The following is a 17,835-nucleotide window of genomic DNA, read 5'->3' as shown; positions in this document are numbered from 1 at the left end:
TTATTTCAGCTTTTCCAGCTGATCTTTGTACGCGCGCGCGAATTCCCGGCTGAACAGATCGTGGAAATCATTCTCTGCCTGATCCGAGATTTCGGCATACATCTTTTCGTATACTTCCCAATATTGGGCCTTCTTACCCTTGAAAAGTGACCCAAGTTTGCCCGAATCTTCAATTTTTCCAGCCAGCACCTCGGGGTCGAGCCGGGCCAGAACGCCTTTCAACGCGGCCTCCATGCCCGTTACCATCGCAACCTCATGGGCTTTGATGTCATTCAAAGCCTGCTCGGTGGCTTCCTCGGATGCCAAATACCCTTTGACCCGGGGTTTGACCAACGCCTCGATGGCCTGTTCGGCACTGATCGAGAATTTCAGCGGGTTGTTCCCACCGGCGCTAATCATCGTCTGATCAATGCGAAACTCGGACTTGATCGAGGTGCGCGTCATCAGGATTTCGCGCAGACCCGAGATCATGGTGCGCAGCACGCGACCCATCCGCCCCATCGTTGCGGGCAGGTCAGCATCGTCGATTTTCAGATCATCGACCTCCAGTGCTTCCAAGAACGCACGCGCCGCGGACGGATCACCTACAGTTGAGGTCACCGGTGCGGGGGGTTCGGGTATTGGCGGCTTGGGATGCGCGGGAGTTTGATCTTGCGGCGCAGGCCTTACAGGCGGGGGGGTGGTTTGTGCAGAAGGTTCCGGTGTGGAACAAGGATCTGCAGGTGCGCCGCCTGAAGGCGACAACAGATCATCATCCCAATCATCCGGGATCAGGTTCGCCCCGCCCCCGCTTTGTGGGGCCGTAAACGCATCCGATGTGGACGGGTTATGCATCGCATCGCTAGCCCCCATACCTGCATGTGGATCTTTGGGTTTGGCGAAAAACGGATCGTCGTCATCAAGCGGAGGCAGCAATTCGTCCATCGGATCTGGTGTCGCAATCTGCCCCGGCCCCTTTGGCGCATCACCACCCAGCAGATCATCGAGAAAGTCACCACCCGGCCCTGCGTCATCCAGCAAAGCCAAAGGATCCGGCGCATTCTGAGCCTGACCCGGAGAGACCCCGGCCTGTTGCATCGGCTGCGGGATCATTTCTTCGAATGTCGGAAGATCTGCGCCAATCTCGACGATCATCTCATAGCCGCCCGCCGTCAGCACATCGCCGTTGTTCAAAGGCGTTGGGGTGCGGCCCAAGGCGATCTTGGAATAGTTCAGAAAGGTCCCGTTCGTCGACAGATCGACGATCACCACATTGCCATTGTGATCTTCGATCACAAAATGGCTTTTGCTGAGCGTTTTTTCGGGATCGGGCAATACAAGGTCGTTGGCCGGGCCACGCCCGACGGTCAAAGAGCCCCCCTGCATCGATACCGGGCGCCCGTCGCCCGGCACGATGCCGGTGGATTGAAATTTTAGTGTGACCGTCATTCCTGTGTCTTCATCCTCCAACCAGCACCGTGAACTCCCCCTTGATGATCGGGCCGCCGCAGGCGCAGGTATCCATCACCCGCGCCGCTGGTAACTTGCTGATCAACACCGTCGCCGACCCCTTGATGATCGGGTGCGGGAAGGCCGGTGTCGCAAGATCCGTCAGCCGGGCAGCAGGTAGCTTGGCAACCAGAACCGTTGGGCAGCAGGGTGGCATGATCGGCATTGGCACCGGGGCCGGTGGTGGTGGTGCTGGCGGCGGCGCCGGCAGCGTACACATGTGCAAATCCGTTACACGGGCCTGAGGGAATCCCATGTCTAATCCTCTGTCTCGTTCGTGGCCGCCTCGCGGTCCAGCTTACCATTCCCACCCCGAGCAATATCGACGCCTCGGTCGATCAGCAACTGCACGTAGGCATCAAAATCGCCTTCATGGTTGTCCATGGCAACAACATTCATCGCAAAAGCCACTGTTTCAGCAGCGCCCGGAGGCGAGGGAATATTGGCCAGATCACCTGTTCCCAGCGTTCCTTCGGAATATAGCACGCCCATGGCGCAGTTCACGGTCTCGTCGTCGGGTTCTGCCAAGTCGAGCGTTTCTCCGGCCTTTTCACGGTTTTCCTCGGTCGGCCGAAACACCCATTCCTCGGCGGCGGCAAGCGAAGCCGTGTTGTTATCCGGTGCTTCGCCTACATAATCTCGCGCCGCGAGGCACGACCACCAGACCCGCTCGCGTGGCGGCAGCGCAACACCCAAAAGACGTAATATGTCGATAAACGCCTCTTTCTTGTCCAGCTCAGCCAGCACCACATCCAAGGGTGCGCTGGCCGGCGCGTCGAGCTTGGTCCCCAATCGGGCGTTTGCGTCCGCCAACATGCGCGCCGCTGGCGCATCGGGGGTTTTGGTCATTCCACTAAATCGATCACTCATCAGCCTATCCCCTAGTTGATCATGGTCAGGCCGCCCTTAAGGGTCAGCATCGCATCGCCATTCACGGTGGTCATCGGGCTTTTGGCGTCAAGCTTCGCATTCGCTTGCACCTTGATCATGGTGCTCTTGATGGTCACCGACGTTGGGTCCAGCTTGATTGACGAGCTGCCAACTTTCAGCTCGATCGACTGCATGGCAGTCATGGTGATCTTGCCAGACTTCGCGTCGACCTGGATGTTGCCCATGCTCACCGTTGTTGTCTTGTTGCCGGATTTGACCGTCTCGACAGTGTTGCCGGTCACGGTCCGGGTCGACTTGCCTTCGATCGTTTCGGTCTGGTCGGTCTTGATGCTGACCGTCTGGCTGCCGGTTTCGATCTTGAAGGTGTGATCACCTTCCTTGATCGTTTCATCCACGTTCTTCTTGACCACCTGGCTTAGACATCCGTCGCCACCATTGCCACCCTTGTCCAGCTTGTCATAACCGATGGTAATGGTGGACATGTTCTTGACCAGTTTCTCGTGGTCTTTCTGCGCCTGGAAACGGACAAGCTCGGCGTCTTTCTTATCTTCGAACATAAGTTCGTTGTAAGTATCCGCACTGCCCTTGGTGGTGGACCGGGTCTTTATCCCAGACTGTGTCTGATTGGCAGGCAGAGCATAGGGTGGCATCGTGTCTGCGTTATACAGCATCCCGGTACAGATCGGCCTGTCAGGATCACCCTCTTCAAACTGGATGACCACTTCCTGACCGATGCGCGGTATGCTGACCATACCCCAGTTCTTGCCCGACCACGGTGTCACAACGCGCACCCAGCAGGTGGTTTTCTCGTCGTTTTTGCCTTCGCGATCCCAGTGGAACTGAACTTTGATACGCCCATATTTGTCGGTCCAAATCTCCTCGCCCTTCTTGCCTGTCACAATCGCAGTGTGCAGGCCGGAAATCTCTGGCCAAGCAATCGTCCGCAAGGATTTGAACTCAGTTTTCGCAGGCTGAGCCTCGAACTCGACCATGAACATCTCGCCGCTGTCATCGGGAAACTCCAACGCGCCGGTGTCCAGGTCCTTTTGCTTTTTCTCAAAGCCATAACCTTCGGTTGTCTGAAGGAAATACTTGGCGCTGACGATCAGGTACTCGGCATTCTGAGACTTGTCGGGATGATCCGTCAGCGTGAACTTTCGCCCCGTTTCCAGCGACCTGACCGAGGCACGGGCCCGGCGTCTATCAAACAAGGCGTCTTCTGCCAGCATGCGCACCCGGGCACGGGTATCACCCAGCTTGGTCTCTTTGTGGTGACCCGGAATGTCATAAAGTTCCAGTTTGTCTTTGAAGCTATGGCCGGGTTTGGTTGCCGTATTTGCCCGCGCATCCAACGACGCTTTGGGTTTTTCAAAGTCGAAATCCCCAAGCGAGACGACACCCGGTTTGATCGCTTCGGACGCGGCCCATTCGGTGACGAAATCACCCAACCGTTGTTCATAGTCGTCACCGCCGCGGAATTCGACCTTGGGCTCTCCTTTGATCGGTGTATGGGCTGTCGGGCCGTCGCACAGAACAAGTTTTTCGTTTTTCTTGTCCGCGTCAGAATAGTCGAAGAAGTAGTAGATCCCTTCTTCCTGCATCAACCGCGACACGAAGTCGAAATCCGTTTCGCGATATTGAACGCAGTATTCTCGCTTTTCATAGGTCGAAGACAGGACTTTCTTGAAGTCAGAAATCTTGTGCTCGTCCTTAAAGATTTTCTCGATGATCTCGACCGACGTCATGTTCTGGAAAATACGACTGTTGGTCGATTGCGTGAGCAACCAGAACCAAGGGCGCAGTTCGGCCAGAAACTGCACGAAACCGTCGCGCAGGGCCAGACGCTCGACCCGGACAATCGTGCCGGTGAATTTGCGCTTTGCGCCTTCTTCGGCGTCAAGGTGAATGGTCATCACCTTGCCCAACAGCTTATCCAGTTCAATCGTCGTCATTTCCGACATGAACTCGACCTGAATCTCGGTCAGTTTCCCAAGTTCTTCGGTCACAATGGCGCGTCGGATGACCAAATCATCTTCGCCATAGGAATATGAACCTGTGATCCGGAGGGGCCACTCTTTGCTCTGCAAACTTTCCGCCATTTACCATTCCTTCCAAATCTTGTTCGCCCTGTTGTTACAGGTCGGCAAGCAGCGCCGCCAATTCAGGGTCGATATCATCTTCACTGTCGTCCTCATCGTCCGAACTGTCGTCGAACCCGGCCAGGAAATCATCCAGATCGCTCGAGTCGTCCAAATCGAGATCGAGGTCCAGATCCAAGTCGAGGTCGGTCGCCTCCGCGTCTGATGCGTCGTCAGACTCCAGATCGATGTCGAGATCCAAATCATCCGCATCGAAATCAAGGCTTTCATCGTCGCTTGTGTCCACCTCATCCGTTTCGGGCGCGGCTAGAATATCAGGCGAGGGATCCGGTGCCGCGGCATCGGACCAAGGCCCCAAGATTTCCTGACCGGCGACCGAGTTGAACGAGCCAAGGCGAATTTCGTCACGCCCTTTTATCGACAAAACGGGCATGTATCCGCGCTGAACGGAATGTTCGTGTTTTTCCAGCGTGATGTTGCGTTCCGTGCAGGGCAGCGCGACCTGATCCCCGTAACGATCATTGACAAAGTGATAGGGAACACCGCCCAAGCTCATGACCGAACCCAGGTTCATCGCTTTGCCGTTTTGCTTGAATGACCGCGCCAAAAGGATAGAGACCAGAACCGCCGGGTTCGCCCAGAGCATCCCGCGCAGGCCTTCGGCCTCGGTGAATTCCTCAAAGTCGAACTCATAGATCGGTTCGGATTTCGCCCCATAAGGACGCCGCAACAGGAACCGCGGCGACGCCAAGCCAACATAGCCCGCCTCGGGCATTGCGCGCAGCGTCTCCCAGGCCTCGACCACCAATGGGTGTCGGTCTTCGGGCTTAATATCCAGATATGACGGCGTGATGGCGCTGATAAATGGCGCGTCCACATGTGCCGCCACGCGTCCAATCCGACCCAAAAGCTCGGCATGCGGAGGTGTTTCTTCGAACGTGTAAAGCCCGATCATCGCCGAATAGCCGCCGCGCCCGTTTTCTTCGTCCAGGGGTTCTTCGGCCAGCAGACGCACCAATCCGGTCTGCGCCAGATCTTCTTCTGCAGCCAGATCGGCTGCAATTTCTTCAGCAGACACGTCGTAGAGAATAACATCCAGCGTATCATCATCTTCGATGCTGCGAGCAATCAGATCAAGGCTGCGCCACTGCGCCTCGACCGACTGAAATTCGGGGTGGTGCAGCACCATGCGCATGGCCGCACTCAGCGCTTCATCAACCGCAGACTGCATGGCCGAGACATCGGGACTGGGCAATTTGTGGATATGCGGGCCGACGACACGCTTGAGCAATTCTTCAACTGGCGACGCTTGCGTCAACTCTCCACCGCTATCCCCGATCAGCTTCTGGAAATCGCTCAGTTTCAGGTCAGCTCGAACAGTGTTGCCGCCCGAGCTTTTGCGCGGTGGTACAACGGCCTGACCAAACTCTTCACCCCAAGCAGTCAATTGCCTGGCCGCGTGATCTGCCGTTGCCCCGGCGCTGAGCTGGCTTTTCAAGCTGGACAAACCATCAAACAGTTCGACATTTTCGTACAGCTCGTCGGGGTGCAGGTCATCCAGCTCTTTCAGGTTTACCGCGATCCCGGCCCCGTCTTTGCCGATGGGAAGCACCAGTTTGGTGGCAAAGCTTGCGATGACCTCATCGACCGTGTCGGTATCCAACAGGATGGGCTTGCGTGCTGCCAGTGCATCGCCGGTTTCGATCAGACCCCGGGCTGCGCGACCCGAAAAGTCACCGAAAATCGCAAGACGGAAGCGCGTGCGCTTCAAACGCTCTGGATCGGGTCTGTCGGCGCTCATGCGACCAAAGGCCAGTACCGGTTCGTCAGTCAGCTGGGCCTCTTCTGTTGGAGGTTCAGCTTCTGTTTCGTCATCGCCGAGGAGATCATCGATATCAAAATCCGCCCCCTCTGCGTCCGACGCGGGAACGTCATCATCCAGATCTGACAGCAAGTCATCCAGATCAACATCGTCGAAATCGGATTGTTCTGTTGCTGCGCCGTCTTCATCGTCCGAACTGTCTGCGCTTGCCTCAGACGTATCATCTTCGGCAAGAAGATCGTCGATGTCGATATCTGCCGAGTCTTCCGGCTCATCGCTCAGGTCGTTCAACAAAGAATCCAGGTCGACGTCTTCGCCTTCCGCCTGTTGTTCCTCATCGGCACCAAGGTCGTTCAGAAGATCATCCAGATCCACCTCGTTTTCATCCGCGGGCGTATCTTCGGAAAGATCGGCAAGCAATGCGTCCAAATCTTCGGTTTCATCGGTCGGTTCGCTGTCGCCCAAACTGCTCAGGGTGTCGTCCGATGTCTCCTCCGCATCGCTTACCTCGGTATCTGGTACCGAAGCCAAGATGTCATCCAGTGTGACGTCGGTTTTTTCGTCTTCCGTTTCTGTTTCGGCCAGATCCCCTAACAGTTCGTCCAACGCATCTGCGTCAGGTGCGTCCTCAGGGGCAGCATCTGCCAATTGGTCCAGAACGTCCGAAAGCGCCTCATCCTCCTCGCCGTTCTCAGGTGCTTGGTCGGCAAGGTCATTGAGCAGATCATCAAGGTCGCTGTCATTGGTTTCGGTGTCCTCGGGTGCGGCACCAGCCAAGCCGTCCAGAACATCCGAGATATCTTCAGCATCTTCTTCGGTGAAATCAGGCAATGACGACAACGCGTCCGCGGTCGTGTCCTCGTCAGTTGACGCATCACTGCTCAGATCCACAAGATCACCCAACACGTCATCCAGGTCGGTATCGCCGCTCAACTCGGCTTCAACCGGTGTTTCGGCCAGTTGGGTTAGAACCTCTGAAGAGTCGTCGTTTTCGGTGGCCTCGACGGTTTCCGGGACCGATGCAAGGGCGTCTTCGATTGCTGAGTCAACGGCAACGGGCTGGGGTTCGGCTTCGGAGAGATCCGAGAGAATATCGTCGCTTGAGTCTTCGTCTACGCTGTCCTGATGGTCGGGCAGCGACGATAGGGCATCCGACAATGATGTGTCTTCCACGGTCTCCGTCGGCGCAGTGTCGACAAGGTCAGTCAAGACATATGTTGATTTGTCAGCGGTTTCGTCGACCGTGGTTTCAGGGATCGACGCAAGTGCGTCCTGAACAGATGTATCTTCGGGTTGATTTTCCGGAGCAAGAGTCGCCAGCCCGTCCAATACATCACCTGTGTCATCATGCGGTTCGTCCGCTGGCGCAACCTCTGGCAACGAAGACAGCGCGTCCGCAACGGACGTGTCTTCGGGCGTCTCGTCTAGTGCCGCATCAGCAAGGTCTTTCAAAACGTAGGGCGCAGTATCGTCTTGGGTGTTGCTGTGGACCTCAGGAAGTGAAGCCAGAGCGTCTTCGACCGATCGATCCTCGGGCGCGTCCTCCGGAGCCAAGGCGCGCAGCGCATCCAGCGTGGCGGCAGAACTGTCCCCGGCGACCGGGCTGCTGGCCAACGAACCCAGCAGGGCCGGATCGGCAAGGATCTTTTCGATCAACGCCTCAGCCCCGGCTTTGCCGTCCATATAGGCCATCAGAGTGGCAAGTTGTGTGCGGGCCTCAAGAAGCTTTTGCAAGGGTTCGATCTTGGCCGCGATCTGAGCGGGGTTGAAATCCTCCATCTTCTCGAAAGTCAGATCAACGCCCAGATTGCCTTCACCAGTCAGAGTGTTGGGCACCGAAAACTCGACCCTTGGGGCCATGGCTTTCATGCGATCATCGAAATTGTCGACGTCGATCTCAAGAAACTTCCGGTCTGAAACGGCGGGCGTTTCAGCTTTTGACTTGCCTGACAGATCGCTCATCACCCCCATGACAAAGGGCAATTGCACCTTCTTCTCGGCGCCATAGAGTTCGACATCATACTCGATCTGGACCCGAGGTGCCCGGTTTCGGGCGATGAATTTCTGGGAACTGTCAGCCATCGGTCTGACCTTTCAGCTCGGCCACTTCGCGGCGCAGGGCCCTGACCTCGACCAACAGTTCTTTGACATGATCATCCACAATATCGGTCTCGCTGCGAACCAGTTCGCGCAGGTGCGAGAACTCTTGGACCGATTCATCCTCAACGGCAGATTGCATTGTGTTCACAAGCAAACCGATGAACAGGTTAAGAACCGAAAAGGCGGTGATGACGATGAAGGGAACAAAAAAGATCCACGCGGTCGGGTGTGTTTCCATAACTGGCCGTACGATCCCCATGGACCAGCTTTCCAGCGTCATGATCTGGAACAGCGAGTAAAGCGACCGGCCCAACGTTCCGAACCACTCAGGGAAATCGGGGCCGTACATCAACGTCGCCATAACGGCAAAGACGTAGAACACGATCGAGATCATGATGATTACCGCGCCCATGCCCGGCAGCGCGTCCAGCAAAGCCTGTACCACAGCGCGCATCTGCGGGATGACCGACAAAAGGCGCATCGCCCGGATCACGCGCAAGCCACGCAATGCGGACAGGCCATCACGGTTGGGCAACAGGCCCAGTGTCACGACAACAAGGTCAAAGATATTCCAGGCGTTTTTGAAGAAATCCAATCTATAGGCATAGAATTTCAACAAAAGCTCAGCGACAAAAATGCCAAGCACAAGGGTGTCAATGACCCGAAGCACATGACCCAAATTGGCCTGGATTGACGGAGAGGTCGACAGGCCCAGCGTGATGGCATTGAAAATGATCACGCCAAGGATCGTGTTGGTGACTGCCCTGCGCTCGACAAACTCGCGCACGGTGTCGCGGAGCGCTTCGCTCTTCTCGATACCGGTGTTCACCATTGCCTCCTGTCGTTCATTGCAGACCGGGCGTGGCTTGGCCGCGCCCGGTTCGATTTATGTCTTAGCCTACAACGTCACTGATTTCGTCGACCAGCGTGTATACGCCTTTGACCGAAGTCAGCATCGTCTTGGTCTCTTTCAGCACAGTCATCTTGTCCAACTTCTTGAGCTTGTCGACAATCGTCGTGTCGTCCACCTTCAGACCGTTGCCTTCCATCAGAGCTTCCATTTCAGCCAGGAACTTCTGGCGCTCTTCCAGCTTGGCAGCCATGGCACTTGCTTCGCGCTTGACGGTCATGCACTCGGCGCCCAGCTTGATGCCTTCTTTCAGCGTCTTCTGCGATTTGGCAGCCTTCATCAGTTTGTCTGCTGCCTGGCCCAAGGAATCCACTTTCTGACGGGTCTTCGTCGTGTGTTCCCGGTACAACTTGCGCTTTTTGTCCGAGTCTTTCTGGTAAGCCTGATAGCCCTTGATCGCGAAATCCATGATGTCCTTGGCGATGGCTTTGGGGTCGCGCCCCTTTGTCACTTCTTCGCCCATACCAACGGCTTTGGCCGTCAGCTTCTTGATCGCTTCCATCGGCTTTTTGACAGAAATTCCAGAGGTATCTGTAATCCCCTGCCGCTCGGCGGCCTGCATGATCGATGTTCCGCGCAGGGTGATGTATTTCTGGATTGCGCCGTACAAGTCCTTGCGAAGCTTTTCCTCGCCCTTCAGCTGCTGCTGAACTTCCTTGCCCAGCTCATAGACCTGTTTGACAATCGTCTTATAGGCCATCACATCGGCCCCAGACGTCGCAACCAGGCGGGTCACAGCTGTGCCGATCTTGATCACACCAGCCGTGACCTTCAGCGTGGTTTTGACCCGCGCCTCTTTCAGCAGTTTGTCTTTGTTGGCTTCAACCTTGATCTGCTTTTCGATTGCAACCTGCGCGGCGCCCTCGGCAGATTTCAACGCGTTCTTGATCATCACGTTGGTCGCCTGGATCATCTTCTCGGCCTCAGCCTGAGATTTCTGACCCGGCGTCTTCATCAGCTCGCCAACTTTTTTGTCAAGCTTGACAGCCTCTTCCGAAATGACCTTCTCATAGCGTTCCAGCTCTTTCATCCCGGTCGCTTCAAGACGCTTGAGCGTTGTCGACGGGACCGGGCCTTTGGCGGTGACATCGAATTTGACGTCAACGCGATAGCTGGGGATCTCAATATACTGCAGTTTGGGTTTCGACCGTATCAGATCGACAACGTAGAACTTGTGCGATGTAACTGTCGTCTTTGCCATGATAGAACCTTGTGTTTTCTAGTGTTTTCCTGCCCCCGGATATTTTGCACCGCGCGTACTAGTCGCACGCGCGATGCCAGTGATTGCGTTAGCCGATTGCCTCTTCCAACTGATCTTTGCCTTCGGATGCGATGTCGTTGAACAGGCCCAAAGCCGTGTTGACTGTGTCCAGCGTGCTTGAGGCTTCCTTGAATCCGACGCCAGCATTCGCGCCGGCCAGGGTCAGATTGACGACTACAGGAAAGACCTTGTCGAAGATCTGAGCATATTTCGGGTTGGTCGAATTCAGCGCATCCAGCATCTTTTTGAGGTTGGGTGCGTTTTTGTCGGCGTTCGAGACACGCTCCATCATCGACGAACACCCATCCAAAGCCTTTTGCAGCGCTGCGCGGGCCTTTTTCAATTTGTCTAGATATTTCCCGGCCTTCTTGGCGTCGGCCTTCTTCATGGCCTTTTCAAGCTTGTCGCAATCAGCCAAGCCCTTGATGATGGCTTGAGACAGCTTGCGCCCGCCCACTTCAAGTCCGGCGACCTTGTTCTGCCAAAGCCCGTAATTCTTGTCGCATTTGGGCAGCGTTGCCAGGAAAGGCGCGTCGGTGCCCAGAATGCCTTTCAGAACCGAGGCACCCACTTCGGCACCACCCTGTACATTCTTTTTCGCTTCTCCTTCGGCGTTGCGATACCGTTTCAGCAGCGTGTCCAGATCGTTTTTCAGGGTCTTTTCGACCTTTTCCGCCTCTTGAGCGGTGTCTTTGATCTTGTCGGCCAGCTGCGCAACACCGCGCACCAAAGATACGATGCCCAAGGCCAAAGACGCCCCACCGGTTGCTGCGGCACCCGCAACCCCCACAGCACCGCCCACAACACTCAATGTGCCAAGCGCGATGTCAAAGCCGGTTTTGACCTTGTATTCCTTGTATTGCTGCTTGCGCTTTACAAAGGCTTGCCAGCGTTTCGCAGGTATTGCCTCGTAATGCTTCTTGGCGCCGTTCATGATGGTCTTGAGCTTGTCCTCAAACCCCTTGATCAGCGCGGCCCGCTTTTTGGCGTCCGTTTCCTTTTTGATCGCCGCATCCGTCGACATCAGCTCTTTGGCGATCAGCGCCACAAGCTTGTCGGTCACAGCATTGGCATCATCCACCATCTGCTGAGGCGTGACATAGTCGCCTTCGTCTTCCAGAACATCCAGAAGGTCTTCGTTCAGCTTCAGCTGGAACGCATAGCCTTTGAGATCCTTCAGCCAATCCGGCTTGAACTTCTTGGTTATCTCCTCGCCCAGATCCTTTTTCCAGATCACAACCGATTTGCCGACTTTCTGTTTCGGTGTGTCGGCTGGTGCCGATTTGGCGCGATCCTCGGCGTCCTTCTGCTTGGCCTTAAGCTCTTTCTCGATCTTGTCGATGATCTTTGGATATTTCTTGAGAACCGTAACCGTGTCAGCATGTTTGGACCCGGCGGCCTTGACCGCTTCGGCAACCTTGCGCTTGACGTCTGACAGCGCTTTCAGCGACTTCGCCCAGTCCATCTGATCCTCGGCGATCTGATAGGCTTTCAGCGCATCGCCCAAGCCGGTTTTTTTCATCAGCTTGGGCTTGTTCTTTGACCACCATTTCTGGTCGAGTTCCGGTGTCATTGTCGGTTTCACAATAAGTCCCTTTCGGTTGCCAGACGCATCATGCGTTGTGGTCAATCAAACCCATAAGTGAACTCGCCGTCTGTGACATTGATCACGACTTTGCTAACTTCTTGCCCTTCCATCATTCTTTTTAGGAATTCGGCCGAGATGTCCGGCAACATGGTATTGGTAACGATGGCGTCGATCATGCGGCCACCGCTGTCGAGCTCCTGACAGCGATTCACAATCTCTTCGACAACAGCGTCGGTGTATTCGAACGGAACACCATGGGCCTGTTGCACGCGCTTCTTGATGCGGTTCAATTGCAGCTTGGTGATTTCGCCCAGCATATCGGGGCTGAGCGGGTAGTAAGGGATGGTCACCAGACGCCCCAGCAGCGCAGGTGGGAACACTTTGAGCATCGGGTCGCGCAGCGCCTTGGCCATGCCTTCGGGATCCGGCATCAGATCGGGGTCGGCGCACATATCCATGATCATCTCGGTCCCGACATTCGAGGTCAGCAGGATCAGCGTGTTCTTGAAATCGATCACGCGGCCTTCGCCGTCTTCCATGACACCCTTGTCGAAGACCTGGAAAAAGATCTCATGCACATCGGGGTGAGCTTTTTCGACCTCATCCAGCAGTACAACCGAATAGGGTTTGCGCCGCACCGCTTCGGTCAGCACGCCGCCTTCGCCATAGCCCACATATCCCGGAGGGGCGCCTTTCAGGCTGCTGACGGTGTGGGCCTCCTGGTATTCGGACATGTTGATGGTGATGACGTTCTGCTCACCGCCATACAGCACCTCGGCCAGGGCCAAGGCGGTTTCTGTTTTGCCGACACCGCTGGTCCCCGCCAGCATGAACACGCCAATGGGCTTGTTGGGATTGTCGAGCCCTGCGCGAGAGGTCTGAACGCGTTTTGCGATCATCTTCATTGCATGGTCCTGGCCGATCACGCGTTGCGCCAGACGGTCTTCCAGGTTCAGGATCGTCTCGATCTCGTCCTTGACCATGCGCCCGACCGGGATACCGGTCCAGTCGCCAACGACGCTGGCCACGGCCTGATGATCCACGATGGGCAGGATCAGGGGGCTGTCGCCCTGCAAGGTCTCAAGCTCTTCGTTCTTTGCCTTCAACTCGGCCAGCAACGCGTCGCGATCGATGGGTTGGGCTTCGACTTCGGGGGCCTCTTCAGTAGCGGCTTCGCCTTCGGCTGTGCCGGTACCTTCAACCTCTTGCCCGCCTGCCCGCAGCTTGGCCCGCAGATCGAGGATATCCTCGACCACTTTCTTTTCGGCATCCCAACGGGCGGTGAGTTCTTCCAGCCGCGCTTCTTCCGTCTCTTTCGCGGCATTCACCGCATCGCGCCGGTCTGCGACGTCATAGCCTGCGGTCTCATCCCGTTCGATGATCTCCAACTCGGTGGTCAGCGCCTCGATCCGGCGGCGGCTGTCGTCAACCTCGGCCGGAACCGCGTGTTGAGACACGGCAACCCGGGCGCAGGCGGTATCCAGCAAGCTGACCGATTTGTCGGGCAATTGCCGGGCTGGAATATAGCGCGCCGACAGGGTCACTGCGGCTTCGATGCCCTCATCCAGAACCTGAACGCGGTGGTGCTTTTCCAGCATCGACGCGATACCGCGCATCATCAGAACCGCCTTGGGGATATCGGGTTCCTCGACATGCACGACCTGGAAGCGCCGGGTCAGGGCCGGGTCTTTTTCGATGTATTTCTTATATTCGGCCCATGTGGTAGCGCCGATGGTGCGTAGTGTGCCGCGCGCCAGGGCCGGTTTCAGCAGGTTGGCGGCATCACCGGTACCAGCAGCACCTCCGGCGCCCACCAGCGTATGGGTTTCGTCTACAAACATCACGATGGGCGTCGGGCTTGCCTGAACCTCATCAATCACCTGACGCAGACGGTTTTCAAACTCGCCCTTCATGGACGCGCCGGCTTGCAAAAGGCCAACGTCCAGCACCAGCAGACGCACATCCTTCAGCGCGGGTGGTACGTCGCCGCGTGCAATACGCAGGGCAAAGCCTTCGACCACAGCCGTTTTGCCCACGCCCGCCTCGCCGGTCAGGATTGGGTTGTTCTGGCGACGCCGCATCAGCACGTCGACTATCTGGCGTATTTCCTCGTCGCGTCCCACGATCGGGTCGATCTCGCCATTGCGGGCCTGCTCGGTCAGGTCGGTGCAGAACTGTTCAAGCGCTTCGCCCTTGCCCATTGCGCCGGGCGCCATTGCGCCGCTGGCCTCACCCGGTTCTGCGCCACCACCCACGTTCGAGCCATCCTGCGCACCCAAAGTATCCTCGGGCGAACCATCCGTGGCCTCTCCGAAATTGTCGGCCAAATCATCGGCCCCGATCTTGGCTAGTTCCGGCGACATGCTGGCCAGAATGTTACGTAATGCAGGGGTCTTGAGCATACCCAGGATCAGATATCCTGTGCGAACTTTGCTGTCGGAATACAACAACGAGCCCCAAACCCAGCCGCGCTCCATTGCGTCCATCAGATGATCGGAAAGGTCCGAAATCGAAGATGCCCCGCGCGGCAGCATGTCCAACGATCGCGTCAGCTCTGAGGCGATCTTGCCCGGATCCAGATCATAATGCTGAATGATGCGGTGAATGTCGCTGTCCTGCCCGTTCAGGATCTGATGCAGCCAGTGCTGAACCTCGACATAAGGATTGCCCCTCATCTTGCAGAATACGGTCGCCCCTTCGATGGCCTGATAGCCCAGCTTGTTCAGTTTCCCAAACAGCGAAACACGGCTGATTTCCGTCATCTTCAATACCTCTCACTATGGGCCGCTTCCTGGGCCTCGAATTCTTGCGTCGCGAAGGTGGGATACAGGATCAGATCATCTGCATCCTGCCCTGCCACATCCGGGTCGTCTCGGGTCTTTATCCAACTGGTGTGGCCCAATTGTGTTGTTCCACCCAGTGATGCGCGTGGAACCTCGTCGCCTGCCAGAACCAGATTGACCTCCCAATCCAGCGTGTCGCCGATATAGGTGCGCAGAATTGCTTCCATCCGGCGTTGGGACACGCCACCGGGCAGCAAGCGTTTGTAATCGCTCAGGGTCAGCGGCCCGATCCGCAGGCGGAATTTAGCCGACCGGGACCAGACCCGGCTGCCGATGTTGGTCGACTGCCCAAGCCGTGCAGCCCCGCCCAATTGCCAGGTGTCATCTGGTTCAAGCTCAAGCCACGAGCCGACGAATTGCTGCACATGGACCTCGACCCCGAAATAGTCGGATAGGATGGCGATAAGACCCTCGACCGTTTTTGTACCCGAGCCCAGATGCCCGGAAAAAAACCGGCGCAGCATATCCGGCATCGCGTCGCGGTCAGAAAAATCAACCCCCTTGAACCCGGCCAACGCAGCGATGCGTTGCTCGAACGGGTCGTCGCCACGGTCAAAACTGGGCGCGGGTTCGGCTTCGGCCCAGGCGCGATAGAGCAAGCTCATCATGCGGTGGGTCAGCATATCCGCGAAAGCCACAAAGGTCGGGTCGCGGTGATTGCGTAGACGGTCGCGCGCAAACTCGGTTAGGTGCAGCGGCAAAGGGCCTTGCGGGCCAAAGAACCCAAAGAAAAGATTGCTGAGCTTGCCAGGCTGCGTGTCGGTGCCCGGTTCAAACCGCGTCAGGGTTGTCGGCGGAAAGGCCAGCGACACATCCTGCCCCAGACGCACGCGGTCTTCGCGCGGACGTCGCGACTCGCCCAGGCGAGGTGCGTCGGTATAGTGCGCCTCGATAATGCGAAGCGCCTGAAAGACGTGGTGCCTTTCAGGATCAGCCGCCAGCGCGGCCAGCAGGCTCAGATGATCCTGCCCAGACCCGCCGCCGGTCGCCATCTGGCAATCTCTCCTCGTTTTTCTGTTTTCAGCACCGTTTCGGTGAAACTGTTGATGGTCGTGTATTTCCGGAAGAAACGTTCCAGCACGGCGCCCAGCACGTAAACACTGGTGCCCTCGTAAAAGCTCTCGTCAAAACCTAGCGAGATTTCGAGACCCCGCACCGCTGTGCTGAGAACCTCGTCGCTCATGCGGCGCACGATGGGGCGGCTATTGACCGAGACCACGCCCTCCAGCTGCTTTTCGGTGACGCGATTGCCAAGGGGCGCGTAGATGCCCAACAGCTCACGAAGCGCGCCTGCCCCACCTTCAGGACCATCACCGGCAATGGACAGATAATTCAGGCTCAGGTGGCTGATCAGTTTCCAGGCCGCGTCCCCTTGTGCAAGCGTCGCATGGGGTCGGGTTGGTGTCACTGGCGTACGTACCGCTTTGACCGGCCCGCCTTCGGGCAGATGAAACACGTCATCACCACCTGCAGCCAACAGCAACGGCAGGTCCCGGTTCGAACACAAAGCCTCGACCGCAAGCTGATCCAGAGAGACCGGGTAAGGCGCCTGGGCGCGGTCCACCAAAGTCAGATACACTTCGGAGCCCAAATATGAGGTCCGAACCCCACGCAGTCGTTCCTTTTCGTTCCGTTGCCGCATCCGGCGTTTGACGGTGTAATAGGCCAGGTGGTTGTCGCCCGCAGCGGTCAGATCGGTATCGCTGTAGAACGGGCGAAAGGGAATATCGCCCTCTTCTTCCGACTGAATACCCGTCACTTTGCTGATCGAGTAGATCTCAAAATCCAGCCCTGCGGTTCTGTTGGGAACCACGTGATGCTGCGTGTCCATCTGCGTGATGTGCACGCGGTCACAGCGCCGGTGAAACAGGTTGACTGCTGGTACGGCATTAAGCGTGAACGCGGCGGGTGTGACCGCCGGGGCCAAATCGCGCATGCCGTCTTGCAACAGGATGTAGATGTCTACATCTGTTCCGGCTGACTGGGTCAAAGCCACGTTTAAACCGGTCAGTTCGACGAACAGAAACCGCTCTGGCATGGCGAAATATTCCTGCAACAGCCGATAGCCATCGAAGGACTGGCGCGGTGTCGGCAGCAGGGCTTCATCCGCCTCGAACCCTTTGGGGATCACATCCGCATCATTCAACCGCACCGTCCAGTCGGCGCGGCGGTCTGTGGACCGTGCAGTCAGCCCAACACATTGCGTGCAGAGCACTTCGTGCAAAGACCAGGCCTTGCCGCTTTGGGTATCCAGATGCAACACAAGACGGTCCAGACCCAGTTCGGCCATCGGCTCGCCATCGGTGCGGTTCAGACGCAAGCGAATACCCGCCCGCGCATTGGTTTCCTTGGCCACGCCGGCAGCAACCAGCTCTCCGCGCCCGTCGATATATTCCGCTTCGGTCACTTCAATAGGCCAGAGCGTCAGATCAGACGATGTCGTGAATTCACACGCGGTCTGCTCTCCTTCGGCCAATCGTGCGCGCAGCGTCGTGCCTCGCGGCATGGGATAGCCTTCCTTGAGCGCGGCATTGCCGATATCGGGCTCGAACTGAGCGATCATCATCGACGGTGTCGGCGCCAGATAATGTGGGTAGACGATTTCCAGCAGGTTCGACGTGAAGGTCGGGAACTGCATGTCCAGTTCCAGCTGAACACGCGCGGTCAGAAAAGCGCTGCCCTCCAGCAAACGTTCGACATAGGGATCGACAACTTCGATCCCTTCCATGCCCAAGCGCGATGCGATTTTGGGATAGGCGCTGGCAAATTCCGCACCCATTTCGCGCAGAAAAGCAAGTTCGGTTTCGTAATGCTTGAGAAGCCGCGTATCCAT

Annotated in this window: 11 protein-coding genes and 1 pseudogene; all 12 read right to left on the bottom strand. The window is 57.0% G+C overall.

Features of this window, described 5'->3' with window-relative positions:
- Nucleotides 1-1,428: a type VI secretion system-associated FHA domain protein TagH gene (gene tagH, locus GOX45_RS19925; RefSeq protein WP_171103375.1), complete on the bottom strand. Its 1,428-nt coding sequence runs from the start codon at nt 1,426-1,428 to the stop codon at nt 1-3.
- 10 nt (nt 1,429-1,438) lie between these two features.
- Nucleotides 1,439-1,645, bottom strand: a complete 207-nt coding sequence (locus GOX45_RS19920) for a PAAR domain-containing protein (RefSeq protein WP_254444433.1) — start codon at nt 1,643-1,645, stop codon at nt 1,439-1,441.
- A gap of 101 nt (nt 1,646-1,746) precedes the next feature.
- Nucleotides 1,747-2,358: a hypothetical protein gene (locus GOX45_RS19915; RefSeq protein ID WP_171103371.1), complete on the bottom strand. Its 612-nt coding sequence runs from the start codon at nt 2,356-2,358 to the stop codon at nt 1,747-1,749.
- 11 nt (nt 2,359-2,369) lie between these two features.
- Nucleotides 2,370-4,478 (bottom strand): type VI secretion system Vgr family protein, encoded by a 2,109-nt coding sequence (locus GOX45_RS19910; protein WP_171103368.1) that lies wholly within the window; start codon nt 4,476-4,478, stop codon nt 2,370-2,372.
- A gap of 34 nt (nt 4,479-4,512) precedes the next feature.
- Nucleotides 4,513-7,191: a type VI secretion system contractile sheath domain-containing protein gene (locus tag GOX45_RS22170; protein ID WP_371809000.1), complete on the bottom strand. Its 2,679-nt coding sequence runs from the start codon at nt 7,189-7,191 to the stop codon at nt 4,513-4,515.
- A gap of 699 nt (nt 7,192-7,890) precedes the next feature.
- Nucleotides 7,891-8,382, bottom strand: a pseudogene (gene tssB / locus GOX45_RS22165) (type VI secretion system contractile sheath small subunit); the annotation flags it as partial.
- Nucleotides 8,375-9,232, bottom strand: coding sequence for an ion transporter (locus GOX45_RS19900; RefSeq protein WP_171103362.1), 858 nt, complete (start codon nt 9,230-9,232; stop codon nt 8,375-8,377). The gene GOX45_RS19900 and the pseudogene tssB, both read right to left, overlap by 8 nt.
- Nucleotides 9,233-9,293: 61 nt before the next feature.
- The gene (locus GOX45_RS19895; RefSeq protein WP_171103361.1) at nt 9,294-10,511 is read right to left on the bottom strand and encodes a hypothetical protein; all 1,218 of its coding nucleotides are present in this window, start codon (nt 10,509-10,511) and stop codon (nt 9,294-9,296) included.
- Nucleotides 10,512-10,599: 88 nt separating this feature from the next.
- Entirely contained in the window at nt 10,600-12,144 is a 1,545-nt protein-coding gene (locus tag GOX45_RS19890; RefSeq protein ID WP_171103359.1) for a hypothetical protein, read from the bottom strand.
- A 53-nt stretch (nt 12,145-12,197) separates the two neighbouring features.
- Entirely contained in the window at nt 12,198-14,921 is a 2,724-nt protein-coding gene (tssH, locus tag GOX45_RS19885) for a type VI secretion system ATPase TssH (protein WP_171103357.1), read from the bottom strand.
- 2 nt (nt 14,922-14,923) lie between these two features.
- Nucleotides 14,924-15,994, bottom strand: a complete 1,071-nt coding sequence (gene tssG, locus GOX45_RS19880; RefSeq protein WP_171103355.1) for a type VI secretion system baseplate subunit TssG — start codon at nt 15,992-15,994, stop codon at nt 14,924-14,926.
- A complete protein-coding gene (tssF, locus tag GOX45_RS19875) occupies nt 15,958-17,835 on the bottom strand; it encodes a type VI secretion system baseplate subunit TssF (RefSeq protein WP_171103353.1) in 1,878 nt (625 codons plus the stop codon). The genes tssG and tssF overlap by 37 nt, the downstream gene beginning before the upstream one ends.

The sequence above is a fragment of the Ruegeria sp. HKCCD7255 genome (assembly GCF_013031565.1).
Classification (GTDB): domain Bacteria; phylum Pseudomonadota; class Alphaproteobacteria; order Rhodobacterales; family Rhodobacteraceae; genus Ruegeria.
The sequence above is the reverse complement of the archived record's forward strand: the minus strand, read 5'-3'. Positions and strand labels throughout refer to the sequence as shown.